General features: G+C 73.9%; 16 protein-coding genes. 4 read left to right on the forward strand and 12 right to left on the reverse strand.

Annotated features, from left to right (window positions below; genetic code table 11):
- Nucleotides 1–168 precede the first annotated feature (168 nt).
- Genes RKE38_RS01260 through RKE38_RS01270 form a run of 3 tightly spaced genes read left to right on the forward strand, consistent with a single transcriptional unit; the run spans nucleotide 169 to nucleotide 6,435 of the window.
- Nucleotides 169–639, forward strand: a complete 471-nt coding sequence (locus RKE38_RS01260; protein WP_316005649.1) for a phage tail protein — start codon at nucleotides 169–171, stop codon at nucleotides 637–639.
- 54 nt (nucleotides 640–693) lie between these two features.
- Entirely contained in the window at nucleotides 694–5,553 is a 4,860-nt protein-coding gene (locus tag RKE38_RS01265) for an ATP-dependent helicase (RefSeq protein ID WP_316005650.1), read from the forward strand.
- A gap of 15 nt (nucleotides 5,554–5,568) precedes the next feature.
- Nucleotides 5,569–6,435, forward strand: coding sequence for an Fpg/Nei family DNA glycosylase (locus RKE38_RS01270; RefSeq protein ID WP_316005651.1), 867 nt, complete (start codon nucleotides 5,569–5,571; stop codon nucleotides 6,433–6,435).
- An 85-nt stretch (nucleotides 6,436–6,520) separates the two neighbouring features.
- On the opposite strand, the gene RKE38_RS01275 is transcribed toward RKE38_RS01270, so the two are convergent.
- The 5 genes from RKE38_RS01275 to rimO all read right to left on the reverse strand — a co-directional run bounded on the left by RKE38_RS01275 (nucleotide 6,521) and on the right by rimO (nucleotide 10,351).
- Entirely contained in the window at nucleotides 6,521–7,108 is a 588-nt protein-coding gene (locus tag RKE38_RS01275) for a GrpB family protein (protein WP_316005652.1), read from the reverse strand.
- 13 nt (nucleotides 7,109–7,121) lie between these two features.
- The gene (locus RKE38_RS01280; RefSeq protein ID WP_316005653.1) at nucleotides 7,122–7,421 is read right to left on the reverse strand and encodes a helix-turn-helix transcriptional regulator; all 300 of its coding nucleotides are present in this window, start codon (nucleotides 7,419–7,421) and stop codon (nucleotides 7,122–7,124) included.
- 106 nt (nucleotides 7,422–7,527) lie between these two features.
- Entirely contained in the window at nucleotides 7,528–8,097 is a 570-nt protein-coding gene (locus RKE38_RS01285) for a CinA family protein (protein WP_316005654.1), read from the reverse strand.
- Nucleotides 8,094–8,789 (reverse strand): CDP-diacylglycerol--glycerol-3-phosphate 3-phosphatidyltransferase, encoded by a 696-nt coding sequence (gene pgsA, locus RKE38_RS01290; protein ID WP_316007573.1) that lies wholly within the window; start codon nucleotides 8,787–8,789, stop codon nucleotides 8,094–8,096. Before pgsA ends, RKE38_RS01285 begins: the two co-directional genes overlap by 4 nt.
- On the reverse strand, nucleotides 8,786–10,351 hold the full coding sequence (gene rimO, locus RKE38_RS01295) for a 30S ribosomal protein S12 methylthiotransferase RimO (RefSeq protein WP_316005655.1): 1,566 nt from the start codon (nucleotides 10,349–10,351) through the stop codon (nucleotides 8,786–8,788). Before rimO ends, pgsA begins: the two co-directional genes overlap by 4 nt.
- Nucleotides 10,352–10,406: 55 nt before the next feature.
- Here rimO and RKE38_RS01300 point away from each other — a divergent pair, with 55 nt between their 5' ends.
- Nucleotides 10,407–11,612, forward strand: a complete 1,206-nt coding sequence (locus RKE38_RS01300) for a dipeptidase (protein ID WP_316005656.1) — start codon at nucleotides 10,407–10,409, stop codon at nucleotides 11,610–11,612.
- A 36-nt stretch (nucleotides 11,613–11,648) separates the two neighbouring features.
- Here the strand turns inward: RKE38_RS01300 and RKE38_RS01305 are convergent, their stop codons facing one another.
- The 7 genes from RKE38_RS01305 to kdpF form a co-directional block, all read right to left on the reverse strand.
- The gene (locus RKE38_RS01305; RefSeq protein WP_316005657.1) at nucleotides 11,649–12,311 is read right to left on the reverse strand and encodes an ion channel; all 663 of its coding nucleotides are present in this window, start codon (nucleotides 12,309–12,311) and stop codon (nucleotides 11,649–11,651) included.
- 75 nt (nucleotides 12,312–12,386) lie between these two features.
- Nucleotides 12,387–13,076, reverse strand: coding sequence for a response regulator transcription factor (locus tag RKE38_RS01310; protein WP_316005658.1), 690 nt, complete (start codon nucleotides 13,074–13,076; stop codon nucleotides 12,387–12,389).
- Complete coding sequence (locus RKE38_RS01315; RefSeq protein ID WP_316005659.1) at nucleotides 13,073–15,625, reverse strand: DUF4118 domain-containing protein; 2,553 nt, start codon at nucleotides 15,623–15,625, stop codon at nucleotides 13,073–13,075. Before RKE38_RS01315 ends, RKE38_RS01310 begins: the two co-directional genes overlap by 4 nt.
- Nucleotides 15,622–16,188 (reverse strand): potassium-transporting ATPase subunit KdpC, encoded by a 567-nt coding sequence (gene kdpC / locus RKE38_RS01320; RefSeq protein ID WP_316005660.1) that lies wholly within the window; start codon nucleotides 16,186–16,188, stop codon nucleotides 15,622–15,624. The genes RKE38_RS01315 and kdpC overlap by 4 nt, the downstream gene beginning before the upstream one ends.
- Nucleotides 16,189–16,191: 3 nt before the next feature.
- Entirely contained in the window at nucleotides 16,192–18,216 is a 2,025-nt protein-coding gene (gene kdpB / locus RKE38_RS01325) for a potassium-transporting ATPase subunit KdpB (RefSeq protein WP_316005661.1), read from the reverse strand.
- A complete protein-coding gene (gene kdpA / locus RKE38_RS01330; protein ID WP_316005662.1) occupies nucleotides 18,213–19,862 on the reverse strand; it encodes a potassium-transporting ATPase subunit KdpA in 1,650 nt (549 codons plus the stop codon). The genes kdpB and kdpA overlap by 4 nt, the downstream gene beginning before the upstream one ends.
- On the reverse strand, nucleotides 19,862–19,960 hold the full coding sequence (gene kdpF, locus RKE38_RS01335) for a K(+)-transporting ATPase subunit F (protein WP_316005663.1): 99 nt from the start codon (nucleotides 19,958–19,960) through the stop codon (nucleotides 19,862–19,864). Before kdpF ends, kdpA begins: the two co-directional genes overlap by 1 nt.
- Nucleotides 19,961–20,050: the final 90 nt, after the last annotated feature.

Below are 20,050 nucleotides of genomic sequence, written 5' to 3' on the forward strand. Positions count from 1 at the left end.
ACCCTGACGCTGCGTCAAGGTCAAGCGGACTTTTCGCGGGGCCGAGTCACATCCGCGCCGGCTGGGACGTCAGAGGGGGGAAGGCCTCGGAGAGGAAGCGCACCAGGGCCGTCGACACCACCGCAACGACCGCACCCGCCATCGCGCGGGCCGACCCAGGAGGAACCCATGACCTACACCGTCGACTTCCAGGACGTCTCCACCACCGGGCTGGAGACCTCGCCCGTCGCCGAGGCCCTCGCCGGGCTCCGGGCCAACGAGGCCCGCTACTTCAGGAACAAGTACGACCACGTGTTCACGGTCGAGCCCGCCGACGATGCGACCGACGTCGTCGACCGGGTGCACGCCATCCTGCTCAAGGAGCGCGACCTGGTCATCGCGGCCCGGCCGCTCGAGGCGACCGCCTTCGAGGTCGACGGGATCCACTGGTCCTACGTCTTCTACGAGGACGGCCTCGCCATCAACGTCCTGTACACGCTCGAGGACAGCGGCAAGCGCGCCGTCGGCTTCAAGCTGTCCGACGGCATGGAGGTGCCCGAGGAGCTCGCGGACAAGTTCAAGTTCGCCCGGCAGAAGTCCAAGCTGGCCGGCACCATCCGCGGGTCCTTCTTCGTCATCAAGGGCACCTACGACGTCTGAGGCCGGCGCACTAGACCGGCGGGTGTCGGTGGCGGGTGAGAGGCTTGACGCCTGATGGCAGCAGACGTGCTCGACCGCTTCTCCCCCGCCACCCGCGCGTGGTTCACGGGGTCCTTCAGCGAGCCCACCCGGGCCCAGGCCGGCGCCTGGGAGGCGATCAGCTCCGGCCAGCACGCGCTGGTCGTCGCCCCCACCGGCTCCGGCAAGACGCTGTCGGCCTTCCTCTGGGCGCTCGACCGGCTCGCGAGCGAGCCGAAGCCCGAGGAGAGGATCAGGCGCTGCCGGGTCCTCTACGTCTCCCCGATGAAGGCGCTGGCCGTCGACGTCGAGCGCAACCTGCGCTCCCCCCTGGTCGGCATCGGCCATGCCGCCACCCGGCTCGGCCTCACGCCGCCTGACATCACGGTGTCGGTGCGCTCGGGCGACACCCCCGCCAACGAGCGGCGCGCCTTCGCCCGCACGCCGACCGACGTCCTCATCACGACGCCCGAGTCGCTGTTCCTCATGCTCACCTCGCAGGCACGCGAGGCCCTGGCGGGCGTCGAGACCGTCATCCTCGACGAGGTCCACGCGGTCGCCGGCACCAAGCGCGGCGCCCACCTCGCCCTGTCACTCGAGCGCCTCGACGCGCTGCTCGAGCGACCGGCACAGCGGATCGGCCTGTCCGCGACCGTCGAGCCCGTCGACGAGGTCGCGCGCTACCTCGCCGGCGGCCGGCCCGTGGAGGTGGTCCGGCCCGAGTCCACCAAGGAGTGGGAGCTCGACGTCGTCGTCCCCATCGCCGACATGAGCCAGCTCGGGGAGGTCATCGAGGACGACCTGTCCGGTCCGGCGGCCGGGGCCGAGCGCCGCGCCTCGATCTGGCCCCACGTCGAGGAGCGCATCGTCGACCTCGTCTCCTCCCACCGGTCCACCCTCGTCTTCGCCAACTCCCGACGGCTGGCCGAGCGGCTCACCTCCCGGCTCAACGAGATCTGGGAGGACCGGCTCGAGACCATGGCCGAGCTCCGGGAGAAGTCCGCCGGCACGGCGACCGACGGCGGCAACGCGGGGACGACGGAGGATGGCGGCGGCCGCACAGGAGCCGCACGGCACACCGGGGCGTCGCGCACCCCCGCCCAGGTGATGGCGCAGGCGGGGGCCTCCGCCGGCGCTCCCCCGGTGCTCGCGCGGGCCCACCACGGCTCGGTCAGCAAGGAACACCGCCAGCTCATCGAGGAGGACCTCAAGGCCGGGCGGCTGCCGGCGGTGGTCGCCACGTCCAGCCTCGAGCTGGGCATCGACATGGGCGCGGTCGACCTCGTCGTCCAGGTCGAGTCACCGCCGTCCGTGGCCTCAGGGCTCCAGCGGGTCGGGCGCGCGGGTCACCAGGTCGGCGCGGTCTCCCGGGGCGTGTTGTTCCCGAAGTTCCGCGGCGACCTGGTGCAGACGGCGGTCGTCGTCGAGCGGATGCGCGCCGGCGCGATCGAGTCGCTGCGCATCCCCGCCAACCCGGTCGACGTCCTCGCCCAGCAGATCGTGGCGATGTGCGCGCTCGACGAGTGGACCGTCGACGACCTCGAGAAGGTCGTCCGGCGAGCCACGCCGTTCGCGAGCCTGCCCCGCTCGATCCTCGAGTCCGTGCTCGACATGCTGTCGGGGCGCTACCCCAGCGACGAGTTCGCCGAGCTGCGCCCGCGCATCGTCTGGGACCGCGTCACCGGCACCCTCACCGGGCGGCCGGGCGCCCAGCGGCTCGCCGTCACCTCGGGCGGCACCATCCCCGACCGCGGCCTGTATGCCGTGTTCCTCGCCTCCGCCGAGGGCGCCGGCCGCCGGGTCGGCGAGCTCGACGAGGAGATGGTCTACGAGTCGCGCGTCGGCGACGTCTTCACGCTCGGCACCTCCACGTGGCGGATCGAGGACATCACGCACGACCGGGTGCTCGTGACGCCCGCGCCCGGGCTGCCCGGCAAGCTCCCGTTCTGGAAGGGCGACCAGCAGGGGCGGCCGGCCGAGCTGGGCAGGGCGGTCGGCGCCTTCGTCCGCGAGGTGGTCGGGCTCTCCCCCGCCAAGGCGCGGGCCCGGGTCGAGAAGGCCGGCCTCGACGAGTGGGCGGCCGACAACCTGCTCGCCTACCTCGCCGAGCAGAAGGAGGCCACGCGCCACGTGCCCGACGACCGCACGATCGTCGTCGAGCGCTTCCGCGACGAGATCGGCGACTGGCGCGTCGCGGTGCACAGCCCGTTCGGCGGCCAGGTCCACGCCCCGTGGGCGCTGTGCGTGTCGGCGCGGATGCGCGAGCGGTTCGGGGTCGACGTGCAGGCGATGCACGGCGACGACGGCATCGTCTTCCGCCTGCCCGACCTCGAGTTCGAGGACGAGCCGGCCGACGGTGGCGCCGGCCGGACGGGCCGGTCCCGCGGCGTCGGCGCCGAGCTGCTCGAGCTCGTCACCCTCGACCCCGAGGACGTCCACGACCTCGTGACGGCCGAGATCGGCGGGTCGGCCCTGTTCGCGGCGCGGTTCCGCGAGTGCGCGTCCCGGGCGCTGCTGCTCCCGCGCCGACGGCCCGACCGCCGGCAGCCGTTGTGGCAGCAGCGGCAGCGCGCGGCCCAGCTGCTCGAGGTCGCCTCGCAGTACGCCTCCTTCCCGATCGTGCTGGAGACCGTCCGCGAGTGCGTCCAGGACGTGTTCGACGTGCCGGGCCTCGAGGCGCTGATGCGTTCGGTGGCCTCGCGCGAGGTCACGCTGGTGGACGTCGAGTCGCGGCAGCCGTCACCGTTCGCGCGGTCGCTGATGTTCGGGTACGTCGCCCAGTTCCTCTACGAGGGCGACTCCCCGCTCGCCGAGAAGCGCGCCGCGGCCCTCGCCCTCGACCCGTCCCTGCTGGCCGAGCTGCTCGGCCGTGGCGAGGGCCTGTCGCTGCGTGACCTCCTCGACCCCGAGCAGGTCACGCGCACCGAGTCCGAGCTGCAGCGGCTCGTGCCCGAGCGCGCCTGCCGCGACGCCGAGGACGTCGCGGACCTGCTGCGCGTGCTCGGCCCCCTGCCACTGGCTGCGATTCAGCAGAGGTCGCGAGAAGGCCTGTCCCACACCGAGATCGGCTCGTGGCTCGTCGACCTCGAGGGCGCCCGCCGCGTCATCAGGGTCCGCGTCGCCGGCGAGGAGCGCTGGTCGGCGATAGAGGACGCCGGTCGCCTGCGCGACGCCCTCGGCGCCTCGCTGCCGGTCGGTGTGCCCCAGGCCTTCCTCGAGCCCGTGCCCGACCCCCTCGGCGACCTCGTCGCCAGGTACGCCCGCACCCACGGCCCCTTCCCCGCCGCCGACGTCGCCGCGTGGTGGGGCGTCGGACCGGCCGTCGCCCTCGACGCGCTCCGGCGGCTGGTGTCCTCCGGTCGGCTGGTCGAGGGAGAGCTGCTGCCGGTCGAGAACGGCGGCGGCCGCCACGGCATGGACTACTGCGACGCCGAGGTGCTGCGGATGCTGCGCCGCCGCTCGCTCGCCGCGCTGCGGGCCGAGGTCGAGCCGGTCGACGCGGTCGAGCTGGCCCGGTTCCTGCCCAGCTGGCAGGGCGTCGGCGGTGGCCTGCGCGGCCGTGACGGGCTCGTGCGGGCGATCGAGCAGCTCGCCGGAGCCGTCCTGCCGGCCAGCGCGCTCGAGACGCTGGTGCTGCCTGCGCGGGTCGTCGACTACTCCCCCGCCCTGCTCGACGAGCTGACGTCCAGCGGCGAGGTCGTGTGGCGTGGCCACGGGTCTCTGCCCGGCGACGACGGCTGGGTGTCGCTGCACCTGGCCGACACCGCACACCTCACGCTCGCCCCGCCCGAGGACCGTGTCCTCACCGACGGCGAGCGGTCCGTCCTCGAGGCCCTCTCCGGCGGGGGTGCGTACTTCTTCCGGACCCTGTCCGACGCGGCCGGCAGCACCGACGACGAGCAGCTGCTCACCGACCTGTGGTCGCTCGTCTGGTCCGGCCACGTCACCGGCGACACGTTCGCCCCCGTGCGGGCGCTGCTCAGCGGCGGGCGCACGGCCCACCGCCGCACCACCTCCGCCCCACGGGCCACCCGGTATGCCGGTCGGCGCGGGGCGCTCGGCAGCCTCTCGGGCGGGCGGTCGCTCGGACGGCCGTCCCTGCCGACCCGGAGCGGGCCTCCCACGGGTGCGGGCCGCTGGTCGCTGCTGCCCGAGGTCGAGGCCGACGCCACCGTGCGCGCCTACGCCACCGCAGAGGTGCTGCTCGACCGCTACGGCGTCGTGACCCGCGGGTCGGTCGTCGCCGAGGACGTGCCCGGCGGCTTCGCGGGTGTCTACCGCGTGCTGGCCGCGGCCGAGGAGTCGGGCCGGGTCCGTCGCGGGTACTTCGTCGAGACCCTGGGGGCCGCGCAGTTCTCCACCACAGGAGCCGTCGACCGGCTGCGGGCGGGCGCCCGACAGGCCGGCGACGACCCCGAGTCCGGCAGCCGCGCCGCCGTCGTGCTCGCCGCGACCGACCCGGCCAACGCCTGGGGCGCGGCCCTGCCGTGGCCGGACCGCCCCGGCCACGGCGCAGCGGACGAGGACGAGCCGACGGGCGGCAGGCGCAAGGGTGGGTCCGGCGATGCCGCCACCGGCTCCGACGGCAGCGTGGGCGGGAAGCGCGGCCACCAGCCGGGCCGCAAGGCGGGGTCGCTGGTCGTCCTCGTCGACGGCGACCTGGTCCTCTACGTCGAGCGCGGGGGCAAGACCCTGCTCTCGTGGACCGACGACGACTCCCGGCTGCAGGCGGCCGCCGACGCGCTGGCGCTCGCCGTGCGCGAGGGGGCGCTGGGACGGCTGACCGTCGAGAAGGCCGACGGCGGCATGCTGCTCGGCTCCGAGCACCCGCTGGTGCAGGCGCTGGCCAACGCCGGGTTCCACGCGACCCCGCGCGGCCTGCGGCTGCGCCGCTGAGGGAGGCACCGCACCATGCCCGAGGGCGACACCGTCTGGCGGACCGCCCACCGGCTGCACCAGGCCCTCGCGGGCGAGGAGCTGGTGCTGTGCGACCTGCGCTTCCCCGAGATCGCGACCGTCGACCTCACCGGAGCCACCACCACCGAGGTGGTCAGCCGCGGCAAGCACGTGCTGCACCGGCTCGACACCGGCGTCACGGTGCACTCGCACCTGCGCATGGAAGGGCAGTGGCGGGTGGAGCGCGCGGAGGAGACCGGGCGCTGGCTGCGCCGGGCAGACCTGCGGGCCGCGCTCGGCGCCTCCACGTGGGCGGCGATCGGGCTGCGGCTCGGCATGCTCGAGGTGCTGCCGACGTCGCGCGAGGGCGACGTCGTCGGGCACCTCGGGCCGGACGTGCTCGGCCCCGACTGGGACCCTGACCGCGCCGTCGCGAACCTCGCAGCCGACCCGCAACCCGTCGGCAGTGCGCTGCTGGACCAGCGCAACCTCGCCGGTGTCGGCACCCTCTGGGCGTCGGAGTCGCTCTTCCTGGAGCGGCTGCACCCCTGGACTCCTGCCTCGCAGGTGCCGCCGGAACGACTGGAGTCCCTGGTGCAGCGCATTGCCCGGCTGCTCGACGTCTCCCGGCTGCACGCCGTCCAGTCGAGCACCGGGTCCCGGCGCCGCGGCGAGGAGCACTTCGTCCACGCGCGTTCCGGACGACCCTGCCGGCGGTGCGGCGACACGGTCCGCGTCGCCATGATCGGCAAGGCCCCGCAGGAGCGCACGATGTTCTACTGCCCGACCTGCCAGGGCGGCTTGGCACCGAACGACGACGGCCGCACCCAGCGCCCGATGGGCTCAGCGGGCGGTCGAGCGAACCCCTACCGCAAGAGCTGAGCCCGGGCCGCAGCGCACACCCTCTCGGGATGCGGCCCGGTCGCGGCCTGACCGTGCGCCCACCGCTCCCCGTCGGACCCTTCGCCTACGGCGCGGCCGGAGCTCCGGCGCGGGCGAGGATCGCCTCGACCACCTCGGTCTTGGCGTCCGCGTAGTCCTGCACGTAGCGCCACCGGCGGGTCGCCAGCTCGCGCTTCGTCGCGGCATACAGGTCGCGGTCGTCGGGGTGGGAGCGCAGCCAGTCGCGGAACATCCGCATGCGCGCCACCTCCGCCTCCGCCCTGCCCGGCGAGAAGACGTGCACGTTGACGTTGTGGGGGCTGCCGTCCTCGACCCTGCGGTAGAGGACGCGGTGCTCCAGCCAGTCGGGCTCGCGGATCCGCAGGGTGTAGCCGGCCTCCTCCAGCGCAGGGAGGTAAGTCGGCTCGTCCGCCGAGTCGGGCACGAGCAGGAGGACGTCGATGACCGGCTTCGCCGGCAGGCCCGGCACGGACGTCGACCCGACGTGCTCCACCGTCAGGGCGATGGCGCCCAGCGCACCCCGGATGGCGTCGTGCTCCTGCTGGAAGACGACCGGCCACGCCGGGTCGGGGTCGACGACCACGACCGGCACGGCATACGGCGTGACGGCGCCGACGACCGCGGCAGGCGGGGGCGGGTCGTCCTGGACCACGCGGACCCGCAGGTCAGGCGGCGGACGCGGAGACGACCTGCGCCGACGGCAGCGGCAGGGCCAGCGGCGCGCTCAGCGCCTCGGTCTCGGCGACGCGCTCGGACACCGAACTGAGTACCTCGGACAGGGGCGTGTTGAGGGCCCCGCAGATGGAGGCGAGCAGCTCGGAGGAGGCTTCCTTCTCGCCCCGCTCGACCTCGCTGAGGTAGCCGAGCGAGACGGACGCGGCGGCCGACACCTCGCGCAGGGTCCGCCCCTGGGACTGGCGCTGCTCGCGAAGGACGTCCCCGAGCTCGCGACGGAGCAGGATCATGGGCGCCTCCTTCGGTGGTCGTGCGGTCGTGCTTCGAGATCCCACGTTACCCCGAGGGCCCCCCGCGGCGCGCGCGGGATCCGCCAATCTCATCGACACATCTACCTCAACGACCGGCCGGTCCCGCTTCTTCCGCGGCACCCTCCCCCGGACCGGCACCGGCCTGCTGCCCGCCCGCGGTCCCGGTCCCGGGAGCGGCGCCCAGCAGCTCGGCCACCAGGCCGAGGGCACCCGCCACGCTGCCCGCGCGCACCGTGGCGCGGTCGCCGGCCAGGGCCAGGCGACGCACGAGTACGCGGTCCGCGTCCGCCGCGGCGACGAACACCGTCCCCACCAGCTGCCCGTCCTGCGGGTCCGGCCCGGCGACGCCCGTGGTCGCGACGCCGACGTCGACACCCAGCACCCTCCGCACGCCCTGCGCCATCTGCTCGGCCACCTCGGGCTGCACCGCCCCACCGCGGGCGAGCAGTCCCGCGTCCACGCCCAGGACGACGGCCTTGAGCTCCGTGGCGTACGCGACGACCGCGCCGCGCACCGTGGCCGAGGCCCCGGGCACGTCGGTCAGCGCGCCGCACACGAGGCCGCCGGTCAGCGACTCCGCCGTGCCGACCGTGAGGTCCGCCGCACGCAACGCCGCCACCACCTGCGTGGCGAGGGGTGCGGGCGCGGCCGTCACCGGCTCGCCCGCTCCTGCCGGCCCGCCCGCTCCTGGCGTGCGGCCGCGCGGCGGGCCCGCTTCATCGCCGAGCGCTCGCTGGTCTGCCGCATGCGCAGCGCCTTGACCACGATGTCGACGCCGGTCACGACGGTCACGACGACCGCCAGGCCGATGACGATGCGGGCCGCCAGCACCCAGGCGTCCGCCCCCGGGAACGACCAGAGCGGCAGCGTGAACAGCAGCAGGCCGAGGAACTGCAGGGTCGTCTTGACCTTGCCCCCGCGGCCGGCCGGCATGACGCCGTGGCGGATCACCCAGAACCGCAGCACGGTCACGCCCCACTCCCGCACCAGCACCAGCACCGTGAGCCACCAGGGCAGCTCACCGAGCACGGAGAGCCCGACGAACGCCATCCCCATGAGGGTCTTGTCGGCGATCGGGTCCGCGATCTTGCCGAAGTTCGTGATGAGGCCACGCCGCCGGGCCAGGTCGCCGTCGACCCGGTCGGTCGCCGTCGCGAGGACGAACACGGCGGTCGCCCACCAGCGCAGCGCCGTGTCGTCGCCGCCTCGGGCCAGCAGCAGCCACCCGAAGACCGGCACGAGCAGGATGCGCGCGACCGTCAGCGCGTTGGGCAGGTTCCACGGGCTGGGGGCCGGTGAGGCCACCGGCGTGGCGGCCGGGTCGGGAGCCGGGGACGACTCGCTCAGCACGGCTCCGCCACGAGGTCGATGCCCTCGGTGCCCACGACGAGGGCGCGGACGATCGAGCCGACCTCGACGCCGGGCAGCAGCGCCGGGTCGATGAGGGTGACGCCGTCGACGTCGGGTCCCTGGTGGGCGGCCCGCCCGACGACGTACGCCTCGTCGTCCTCGTCCTCGTCGTCGTCGCCGTCCTCGTCGGCGAGGCCCGCGGGCACGGACTCGACGAGTACCTCGACGACCTCGCCGACCCGCTCCTCGGCCCGCTGGGCGGTGAGCTCCTCGATGAGGGCGGTGAACCGCGCGACCCGCGCCGCCACCTCGTCCTCCGGCACCTTCGCGGCATACCCCTGCGCCTCGGTGCCGTCCTCGTCGCTGTAGCCGAACACGCCGACCACGTCGAGGCGCGCCGCCACGAGAAAGGCCTCGAGCTCGTCGAGGTCGGCCTCGGTCTCGCCGGGGAAGCCGACGATGACGTTGCTGCGAATGCCGGCCTCGGGGGCCAGGGCCCGGACCTGCTCGACCAGCCCGAGGAACGCCTCCCGGCCGCCGAACCGGCGCATGGTGCGCAGCAGCGGGGCCGAGGCGTGCTGGAAGGAGATGTCGAAGTACGGCACGACCCCGGGGACCGACGTCATGGCCTCGAGCAGGCCGGGACGGATCTCGGCGGGCTGCAGGTAGGACACGCGCACGCGCTCGATGCCCGGGACGGCGGTGAGCTCGGGCAGCAGCTTCTCCAGCAGGCCGAGGTCGCCGAGGTCCTTGCCGTAGGACGTGGAGTTCTCCGAGACGAGGAACAGCTCGCGCACGCCGCGCTCGGCGAGCCAGCGCGCCTCGGCGACGATGTCGTGCGGCCGGCGCGAGACGAACGCCCCGCGGAACATCGGGATGGCGCAGAACGCGCACCGCCTGTCGCAGCCGCTCGCGATCTTCAGCGGCGCCCAGGGGCGACCGTCCAGCCGGGCCCGCACCACGCGGGGGCCGGACGCCGGGGCGAGCCCGTCGGGCAGGTCGGCCGGGTCGAGCGCGGCGCCCGCGGCCTGCTCGGGGGACGTGGGGTCGCCGCCGGGGACTCCGGCCGGGGACGTGGTGGTGCCGTGGCCGGGCAGGGCCACACCCGCGGCGCCGTCCTGGCGCTGCACGGGCGACAGGGGCAGCAGCCGGCGGCGGTCCGACGGGGTGTGCGATGCCGGCGCGTGCCCGTCGAGCACGGCGCGCAGGTGCGAGGACATGTCGGCGTAGGAGTCGAAGCCCAGGACCGCGTCGGCCTCGGGGAGCTCGTCGGCGAGCTGCTGGCCGTAGCGCTCGGCGAGGCAGCCGACGGCCACGACGGCCTGCGTGCGGCCCTCGCCCTTGCGCGCGGAGGCCTCGAGCAGCACGTCGATGGAGTCCTTCTTGGCCTGCTCGACGAACCCGCAGGTGTTGACCACGGCCACGTCGGCGTCGTCGGCGTCGTCGACGAGCAGCCACCCCTCGGCGGCCAGGCGGCCGGCCAGCTCCTCGGAGTCGACCTCGTTGCGGGTGCACCCCAGGGTGACCAGGGCGACGCTGCGCTGTGCGGTCGTGCTCATGCCGCCCACTCTAGGGGTGGCCGGGCCGTGGACCGGCATCGGTAGCGTGGCCGCCATGACCGCCACCACAGACCGCGTCGCTGCCCTGCTCGCCCGCCAGCCCGTGCTCGACGGGCACAACGACCTGCTGTGGGAGGCGCGCGAGAAGGTGGGCTACGACTTCGACCGGCTCGACGTCGGTGCGGGCGGCACGCCGACCCACACCGACCTGCCGCGGCTGCGCCGTGGCGGCGTCGGGGCGCAGTTCTGGTCCGTCTTCGTGCCCGCCTCCCTCGCCGGCGACGACGCGGTCAGCGCGACGCTGGAGCAGGTCGACGCGGGGCACCAGATGGTGGCCCGGTATGCCGACGAGCTGGCCTTCGCACGCACGGCTGCCGACGTGCGTGCGGCCTGGGAGTCGGGGCGGATCGCCTCGCTGCTCGGGGCCGAGGGCGGCCACTCGATCAACAACTCTCTCGCGACCCTGCGGATGCTGCGGGTGCTGGGCGTCGGGTACATGACGCTGACCCACAACAGCAACGTCGACTGGGCCGACTCGGCCACCGACGAGCCCGTGCTGGGCGGCCTGAGCCCGTTCGGGGTCGAGGTGGTGCGCGAGATGAACCGGATCGGCATGCTCGTCGACCTCTCGCACGTCTCCCCCGACACCATGCGCGACGCCCTGCGGGTGGCCGAGGTCCCGGCGATCTTCAGCCACTCCTCCGCCAAGGCGGTCTGCGACAGCCCGCGCAACGCGCCCGACGACGTCCTCGAGGCGCTGCGCGACAACAATGGCGTCTGCATGGTGACGTTCGTGCCGACCTTCGTGAACCCGGACGCAGCGGCCTGGCGCCAGGAGCTCAACGCGGTCGCCGCCGGGCAGGGGGTCACGCCGGCCGACGCCGACGCGTACACCGCCTTCTACGACGCCTACAAGGCGGAGCACCCGACGCCGAGGGCGACGCTGGCCGACGTCGTCGCCCACGTCGAGCACGTGCGCGAGGTCGCCGGGGTGGACCACGTCGGGCTCGGTGGGGACTACGACGGCGTGGCCGAGCTTCCCGAGGGCCTGGAGGACGTCACCGGCTACCCGCGCCTGCTCGAGGCGCTCGCCGACCGCGGGTGGTCCGACGAGGACCTCGGCAAGCTCACCAGCGGCAACATCCTGCGCGTCATGCAGGACGCCGAGGACGGGGCCCGCGCGCTGCAGGAGCAGCGCGGCCCGAGCCTGGCCACGATCGGCGAGCTCGACGCCCCCGCGGCGCAGGCCACGGCCCCCTGAGCCGGGGCGCCCGCGCCCGTTGGGGCGGGCGCCTGCTCAGTTCCGCCAGCGGGTGATGGTCAGGCCCACGACGCGGGCGATGATGAGGGCGACGTACATGACGCCCGCCACCTGCTCGATGATCACGACGGCCCGGGCGTGCGGCAGGACCGCGGTGACGTCGGAGAGCCCCACGCTGGTGAGGTTGGCGAACGACAGGTAGAGCAGCTCGAGGAAGCTGCGGGTGCCCTCGCCCTGGTAGGCCACGAAGGACCCGGGGTACAGGATCTGCAGCGCCATGTAGAGGTAGGCGAACATCCACGAGACCACCGTGAAGTTGGCGCCGACGGCGAAGATCTCGTCCCGCGTGACCCAGGTGTCGTCGAAGAGGTAGCGGATGAGCCCGTAGCCGGTGTAGCCGTAGAAGACGGCGTGCAGCAGGGCCGACCACAGGCGCACCGTCTCGTTGTCGGGCAGCAGGCCCTCGGCCACGGTCAGCGCCACCACCGGGACGCCGATGACGACGGCGACCCAGGTCAGGGCGGGCGTGGCCCGCACGGCATACACGGCAACGAGCAGGACCAGGACGCCGAAGATCCCGATCGCGGTCCGGCCGCCCGGGGTGTCCCCGAAGAACGGGTACGCGAGCACCGCCACGAGCTGGGCCGTGAGCAGGACCCCGCTCGGGTGCCCCTTGACGGCCCGGAACCACGCGCGCATGGCCCCACCCTAGGGACTGGCGCCGCGCCGGCGCGCACGCCGGAGCCACGGTGCGGGCCCGGACGGTGGTGAGGGTCAGGCGCCGGGGTCGACGAGGCGGTAGCCCTGGCCGGGCTCGGTGAGCAGGTAGCGCGGCGCGGCGGGGTCGGGCTCGAGCTTGCGACGCAGCTGGTTGGCGTAGACGCGCAGGTAGTTGGACTCGCGGCCGTACCCGGGACCCCACACCTCCCGGAGCAGGTCGCGCTGGGGCACCAGGTGGCCGGCGTGCCGGGCGAGCACCTCCAGCAGGCTCCACTCGGTGGGAGTCAGTCGCACCGCCGAGCCACCGGCCACGGCCCGGCGCTCGGCGAAGTCGAGCTCGAAGTGGGCGGTGCGGAAGGTCGGCAGCGTCGACGGCGAGCCGACCTCGGTCCGCCGCAGCGCGACCCGGATGCGGGCGAGCAGCTCGTCCATCGCGAACGGCTTGGTGACGTAGTCGTCGGCGCCGAGGTCGAGCGCCTCGACCTTGTCGACCGAGTCGGTGCGCGCCGAGAGCACGATGACCGGCACGTCGAACGACTCGCGGATGCGGCGCAGCACCTCCACGCCGTCGAGGTCCGGCAGGCCGAGGTCGAGGATGACGACGTCCGCACCACCGTCGTGCAGGGCCTGCAGGGCGCTGCGGCCGTCGCCGGCGGTCTCGACGGTGTGGTCGCGGGCGCGCAGGTTGATCGCCAGGGTGCGCAGCAGGTGCGGCTCGTCGTCGACGACCAGGACCCGGCTCACGCGCCCATCCTGTCAGCGCCCGGCCCCGCCGGCTCCCTGCCACCCGCGGGTTCCCCGTCGTCGTGGGACCGCGGCAGCTCGAGCACCACCGTCAGCCCACCGCCGGGGGTGTCCTCGGCGCCGATCGTGCCGCCCATCGCCTCGACGAGACCACGCGCCACGGCGAGCCCGAGGCCGACGCCTGTGCCGCGCGGGGCGTCGCCGTACCGCTGGAACGGCGCGAAGATGGCCTCCTTGGCACCCTCGGGCACGCCGACACCACGGTCGACCACCCGCAGCAGCACCCGCTCGGCCGTCGCCGACAGTGCGACGACGACCTCGCCCGTGGAGTGGCGCAGCGCGTTCTCGAGCACGTTCGCGAGCACCCGGTCGAGCAGGCCCGGGTCGGCGAGCGCCGCCGGCATGGCCGGGTCCGCGGTGAGCCGCACCCGCGACCCCTCCGGCAGGGTCGCCGCCGCCGTGGCGACGGCCGCGTCGAGCAGCACCGGCCCGGTGCGGGGCACCACGGCACCGCTCTGCAGGCGCGACATGTCGAGCAGGTTGGTCACCAGGCCGGTGAGCCGGTCGGTCGACTCCTCGATCGTCTCGAGCAGGTCGGCGCGGTCCGCCTCGCCGAAGACGACGTCCGGCTGCCGCAGGCTGGACGCCGCCGCCTTGATGCTCGCCAGGGGCGTGCGCAGGTCGTGCGAGACGGCGGCCAGCAGTGCCGTCCGGGCGCGGTTGTCCTTGGCCAGCGCCCGGCCGGCGTCGGCCAGCCGGACGAGCTCGTCACGACGCAGGATGGCACCGGCCCGCTCGGCGAACGCGGACACGAGCCGGCGGTCCTGCGCGGACACGACCCGGCCGAGCAGCACCAGGGAGGTCGTGTCGTCGACCGGGGCCCGCACCGAGGCGTCGCGGACGGCACCGACGTCGAAGGTGGCGGTCGACGCGAGCACCTGCCACGGGTCGCGGACCGTCGGCCGGCGGACCACTGCGGCCGAGCCCACGCCGAAGAAGTCCACGACCTGGCGCAGCAGCGCCGGCAGCTGGTCGCGCTCGGCGAGCAGCGACTCGGCCGAGGTGGCCAGGGCCGCCGCCTCACGCTGCGCCTCACGCGCCGCGGCCGCCCGGCGCTCGCTGACGTGGACCACCGAGGACACCGCGACGGCGACGAGCAGGAACACCGCGAGCGCCACGAGGTTCTGCGGGTCGGAGATGGTGAGGGTGTGCACGGGCGGGGTGAAGAACCAGTTGATCGTCGTGCTGCCCAGGACCGCGGCCGCCACGGCCGGCCAGACCCCGCCGACCAGCGCCGTGACCACGGTGAGGAGCAGGAAGAGCAGGACCTCCAGCGGCAGGTCGTGCCAGCCCGGTGTGAGATGCAGGAGCCCGGTCAGGGCCGCCGTGCCCAGGACGGCGAGCGCCCAGCCGAGGGCCGTGCGGCGGCGCCCGAGCTCGGGCCCGAACCGCCACGGGGCCCGCACCGACCGGGTCAGCTCGTGCGTCACGAGGTGCACGTCGATCTCGCCGGCACCTTCCACGACCTTCTGGCCCACGCCCGGTGACAGCACCTCCTGCCAGCGCCGGCGCCGCGACGCCCCGATGACGATCTGCCGCGCGTTGACCCCGCGCGCGAAGTCGAGCAGCGCGGTGGCGATGTCCTCGCCCTTGACGGTGTGGAAGGTCCCGCCGAGCTCGACGGTCATCCGCCGCAGCTCGTCGAGCTGCTCGAGCCTGGCGTCGACGAGCCCGTCCGGCGGCGTGACGTAGACGGCGAGCAGCTCGCCGCCGGCACCGCGCGAGGCGATCTGGGCGGCCCGGCGCAGGAGGGTCCTGCCCTCGGCGTCGCCGGTGAGCGCCACCACGACGCGCTCGCGCGTCGGCCACGGCTCGGTGATGCCGCGGTCGGTGCGGTAGCGGTCGAGCCCCTCCTCGACGCGGTCGGCCAGCCACAGCAGCGACAGCTCGCGCAGGGCGGTGAGGTTGCCCTCGCGGAAGTAGTTGGCCAGGGCCGCGTCGACCCGCTCGGCGGCGTACACGTTGCCGTGCGCCAGCCGGCGCCGCAGCGCCTGCGGCGACATGTCGACGAGCTCGATCTGGTCGGCACCGCGCACGACGTCGTCGGGGACGGTCTCCTGCTGGCGCACCCCGGTGATCGACTCGACGACGTCGTTGAGCGACTCCAGGTGCTGGATGTTGACCGTCGAGATGACGTCGATCCCCGCGGCCAGGATGTCCTCGACGTCCTCCCACCGCTTGGCGTGGGCGCTTCCGGGGACGTTGGTGTGGGCGAGCTCGTCGACCAGGACGACCTGGGGCCGCCGCGCGACCACGGCGGCCACGTCGAGCTCGGTCAGCGTGGCGCCGCGGTGCTCGACCGCACGCCGGGGCACCTCCTCGAGCCCCTCCAGGAGCGACGCGGTGTACGCGCGGCCGTGGCTCTCGCACACGCCGATGACGACGTCGGTGCCCCGGTCGCGCCGCCGGTGGCCCTCCGAGAGCATGGCGACGGTCTTCCCGACGCCCGGTGCGGCGCCGAGGTAGACCCGCAGCACTCCCCTGCTCACCTGCCGATTGTCTCCAACGCGAGGTTGAGCTGGAGCACGTCCACCCGCGGCTCGCCGAGAAAGCCCAGCGCGCGCCCCTGGGTGTGCTGCTCCACGAGCCGCGCGACGGTGGCGTCGGGCAGCCCACGAGCCGACGCGACGCGGTGCACCTGGGCGCGTGCGTTGGCGGGCGAGATGTGCGGGTCGAGCCCGCTCGCGGAGGCGGTGAGCGCGTCGGCAGGAGCAGCCGTGCCGTATGCCGTCCGGTAGGCGGCGGCGCGCTCGCGCACCGCCCTGACCTGGTCGGCGGAGGAGGCTGCGAGGTTCGAGCCGCCGCTGGTGGCTCCGGCATACGCGCTGGTGGACGGGCGCCCGGTGAACCACCGGTCGCCCCGGAAGTCCTGCCCCAGCAGGCTCGAGCCGACCACGACGCCGTCGCGCCGGACCAGCGAGCCGTCGGCCTGCCCGGGGAAGGCGACCCGGCCGACTGCCCACACCGCCGCGGGGTAGAGGACGCCGAGCAGGGCGGTGAGGGCGAGCAGCATCCGGGCGGACGCGAGCAGCTGGCGGGTGGTGGAGGTCATGGGTCAGGCCAATCCGGGGAGGAGGGAGACGACCAGGTCGATCGCCTTGATGCCGACGAAGGGTGCGACGACGCCACCGACCCCGTACACGAGCAGGTTGCGCCTCAGGAGGGCGGCCGCGCTCGAGGGCGTGTAGCGAACCCCCCTGAGCGCCAACGGGATCAGCGCGACGATGACGAGCGCGTTGAAGACGACGGCCGAGAGCATGGCCGACTCGGGCGAGTGCAGCCGCATGACGTTGAGCGCATCGAGCCCGGGGAAGAGCCCGACGAACATCGCCGGGATGATCGCGAAGTACTTGGCGACGTCGTTGGCGATCGAGAACGTCGTCAGGGCTCCGCGGGTGATGAGCAGCTGCTTGCCGATCTCGACCACCTCGATGAGCTTGGTGGGGTCGGAGTCGAGGTCGACCATGTTGCCGGCCTCCTTGGCCGCCGCCGTGCCCGAGTTCATCGCGACGCCGACGTCGGCCTGGGCGAGCGCGGGCGCGTCGTTCGTGCCGTCGCCGGTCATCGCGACGAGCCGGCCGCCCTCCTGCTCGGCGCGGATGAGGCGCATCTTGTCCTCGGGCGTGGCCTCCGCCAGGAAGTCGTCGACGCCGGCCTCGGCCGCGATCGACTTGGCCGTGAGGGCGTTGTCGCCGGTGATCATCACGGTACGGATTCCCATGCGCCGCATGACGTCGAAGCGTTCGCGCATGCCCGGCTTGACGACGTCCTTGAGGTGCACGACCCCGAGGACGACCGCGGGCAGCGAGCCGACCTGCCGCGCGACGACCAGCGGGGTGCCGCCGTCGCCGCTGATGGCGTCGACGACGACCTGCGCCTCGGGCGGCACGCTGCCGCCCGTCTCCTCGACCCACGCCCGGACGGCCGAGCCCGCGCCCTTGCGGATGCGGGTGCCGTCGGGCAGGTCCACCCCCGACATGCGCGTCGTCGCACTGAACTCGACGAACTGCGCACCCTCGCGCCCCAGGACGGCGGCCGTGCGGGCACCGTCGATGCCGTGTGCCGTGTGGGCGAGCTCGACGATGGACTTCCCCTCGGGGGTGGCGTCGGCGAGCGAGGACAGGTGTGCGGCGTCCGCGAGCTCGTGCGCAGCGGTGCCGGACAGCGGGCGCAGGTCGGTGGCGCGGCGGTTGCCGAACGTGATGGTGCCGGTCTTGTCGAGCAGCAGGGTCGACACGTCACCGGCGGCCTCGACCGCACGACCCGACATGGCCAGCACGTTGCGCTGCACGAGCCGGTCCATGCCGGCGATGCCGATGGCCGACAGCAGCGCGCCGATCGTGGTCGGGATGAGGCAGACGAGCAGCGCCACGAGGACGACGACCGGCTGGGGGCGCCCGGAGTAGGCGGCCAGTGGCTGGATCGCCATCACCGTGACGAGGAAGACGATCGTCAGCGTGGTCAGCAGGATCGTCAGGGCGATCTCGTTGGGGGTCTTCTGCCGCTCGGCACCCTCGACGAGCGCGATCATCCGGTCGATGAAGCTCTCCCCCGGGCGCGTCGTGATGCGCACGACCACCTCGTCGGAGAGCACCGTCGTGCCACCGGTGACGGCGCTGCGGTCGCCACCGGACTCGCGGATGACCGGCGCGGACTCGCCCGTGATGGCGGACTCGTCGACGGTGGCGACGCCCTCGACGACCTCGCCGTCACCGGGCACGACCTCACCGGCCGACACCACGACGACGTCGCCCACGGACAGCTCGCTCCCCGGCACAGTCTCGACCGTCCCGTCGTCGCGGCGGCGGCGCGCGGTGGTCTCGCGCTTGGCCGCCCGCAGGCTCGCCGCCTGCGCCTTGCCGCGGCCCTCGGCGACGGCCTCCGCGGCATTCGCGAAGAGCACTGTCGCCCACAGCCACAGGGCCACCGACCACGCGAAGGTGCTGGGGTGGACGGCTGCCAGGACGGTGGTGAGCACGGAGCCGACCCAGACGACGAAGATGACGGGGGCACGCCAGAGGTGACGCGGGTCGAGCTTGGCGAACGCCTGGGCAGCGACGGTGGACAGGGGGACGGTCATGACAGGGCCTCCGCGACGGGACCGAGGGCGAGCGCCGGGAAGAACGTGAGCCCGGCGACGATGACGGCGATGCCGGTCAGCAGCCCGACGAACAGGGGGGTGTGGGTGGGCATGGTCCCTGCCGTGGCCGGGCGGGGGTGCTGCTCGGCCAGGAGGCCCGCGAGCCTCAGGACGAGCAGCAGCGGCACGAACCGGCCGAGCAGCATGCAGGCGCCGAGCGTCAGGTTGTACCAGGGCGTGTCGGCGCCGAGGCCCGCGAAGGCGCTGCCGTTGTTGTTGGCCGCCGAGGCGTAGGCGTAGAGCACCTCCGTGAGGCCGTGGGGTCCGGAGGCGAGCATCGCCGACCGCGGGCCGGGCACCGCCAGGGACAGGCCCGCGAAGACGAGGACCAGCACGGGCATCACGAGAACGTAGAGCGCCGCGCAGGTCATCTCCTGTCGCCCGATCGTCTTGCCGAGGTACTCGGGGGTGCGTCCGACCATGAGCCCGGCGACGAAGACCGAGATCAGGGCGATGACCACGATCCCGTACAGGCCCGAGCCCACGCCGCCGGGCGAGACCTCGCCGAGGACCATGTTGGTGAGCACGACGCCTCCACCGAGGGGGCTGAAGCTCTCGTGCATCGAGTTGACCGCGCCGGTCGAGGTGCTGGTGGTCGAGGCGGCGAACAGGGTCGACGCCCAGACGCCGAAGCGCTGCTCCTTGCCCTCCATCGAGCCGGTGACGGCGCTGCTGGCGTGTGCCTCCGCCCAGGTCGTGAGCGCGACACCGGCACCCCACAGCGTGGCGGCGAATCCGCCGAGCGCCCAGCCCTGGCGGCGGTCGCCGACCATGAGGCCGTAGGTGCGGGTCAGGGCGAAGGGGACGACCAGGAGCAGGAAGACCTCGAGCAGGCTGGTGACGGCGTTCGGGTTCTCGAACGGGTGGGCGGAGTTGGCGTTGAAGTAGCCGCCCCCGTTGGTGCCCAGCTCCTTGATCGCCTCCTGCGAGGCGACCAGGCCCCCCCGGATGACCTGGTGCGCACCGGACGGTCCGGTCACCGTCGCTGGGTTGGAGAGGTTCTGCACGACTCCGCCGGCCAGCAGCACGACGGCCGCGACGAACGACAGCGGCAGGAGGACACGGACGACACCGCGCACGAAGTCGACCCAGAAGTTGCCGAGGTCGTGTCCGGCCTGGCGGGTCAGGGCCCGGATGAGCGCGACGGCGACCGCGAGCCCGACCGCGGCCGACACGAAGTTCTGGACGGTCAGCCCCAGGGTCTGCAGGACCGGCGTCGCGCCCACCTCACCGGCATACGACTGCCAATTGGTGTTGGTGACGAACGAGATGGCGGTGTTCACAGCGGTCGTCAGGCCCATGCCGGCCGCGCCCTGGCGCAGCGGCAGGTGGGTCTGGGCGACGACGAGGGCGAAGAGGGCCACGATGCCGACCACCGAGAAGGCCATGACGCTCGTCGCGTACGCCCGCCAGCCCTGCTGCGAGTCGGGCTCGACCCGCACCACGCGGTAGACGAGCCGCTCGACCCGCCAGTGGCGCGTGTCCGTGAAGACGCGCGCCATCCACGCCCCCAAGGGGTGGTAGGCGACGGCGAGGAGGGCGACGAGCAGGGCGATGGTCGGCAGGCCGCTGACGGCGTCCGACATCAGAAGCGCTCCGGGCGGACGAGCGCGTAGACGAGGTACGCGAGGAGGGCGGTGCCGACGATTCCGGCCACGAGGTTCTCGATCACGCAGCCAGTCAAGGACTGCCCGAGCCCACCGGCCGGGCCCTTGACGGCGTGCTGACGGCCGTTGACGCGATCTTGACGGCCCGCCGGGACGAGGGGCGCCCT

Source organism: Phycicoccus sp. M110.8 (assembly GCF_032464895.1).
Taxonomy (GTDB): domain Bacteria; phylum Actinomycetota; class Actinomycetes; order Actinomycetales; family Dermatophilaceae; genus Pedococcus.

What these genes read in the sequence shown, in the direction of transcription:
- RKE38_RS01260 (WP_316005649.1), top strand. Translation starts at nt 169, where the DNA reads ATGACCTACACCGTCGACTTCCAGGACGTCTCCACCACCGGGCTGGAG.
- RKE38_RS01265 (WP_316005650.1), top strand. Translation starts at nt 694, where the DNA reads ATGGCAGCAGACGTGCTCGACCGCTTCTCCCCCGCCACCCGCGCGTGG.
- RKE38_RS01270 (WP_316005651.1), top strand. Translation starts at nt 5,569, where the DNA reads ATGCCCGAGGGCGACACCGTCTGGCGGACCGCCCACCGGCTGCACCAG.
- RKE38_RS01280 (WP_316005653.1), bottom strand. Translation starts at nt 7,421, where the DNA reads ATGATCCTGCTCCGTCGCGAGCTCGGGGACGTCCTTCGCGAGCAGCGC.
- rimO (WP_316005655.1), bottom strand. Translation starts at nt 10,351, where the DNA reads ATGAGCACGACCGCACAGCGCAGCGTCGCCCTGGTCACCCTGGGGTGC.
- RKE38_RS01300 (WP_316005656.1), top strand. Translation starts at nt 10,407, where the DNA reads ATGACCGCCACCACAGACCGCGTCGCTGCCCTGCTCGCCCGCCAGCCC.
- RKE38_RS01305 (WP_316005657.1), bottom strand. Translation starts at nt 12,311, where the DNA reads ATGCGCGCGTGGTTCCGGGCCGTCAAGGGGCACCCGAGCGGGGTCCTG.
- kdpC (WP_316005660.1), bottom strand. Translation starts at nt 16,188, where the DNA reads ATGACCTCCACCACCCGCCAGCTGCTCGCGTCCGCCCGGATGCTGCTC.
- kdpB (WP_316005661.1), bottom strand. Translation starts at nt 18,216, where the DNA reads ATGACCGTCCCCCTGTCCACCGTCGCTGCCCAGGCGTTCGCCAAGCTC.
- kdpA (WP_316005662.1), bottom strand. Translation starts at nt 19,862, where the DNA reads ATGTCGGACGCCGTCAGCGGCCTGCCGACCATCGCCCTGCTCGTCGCC.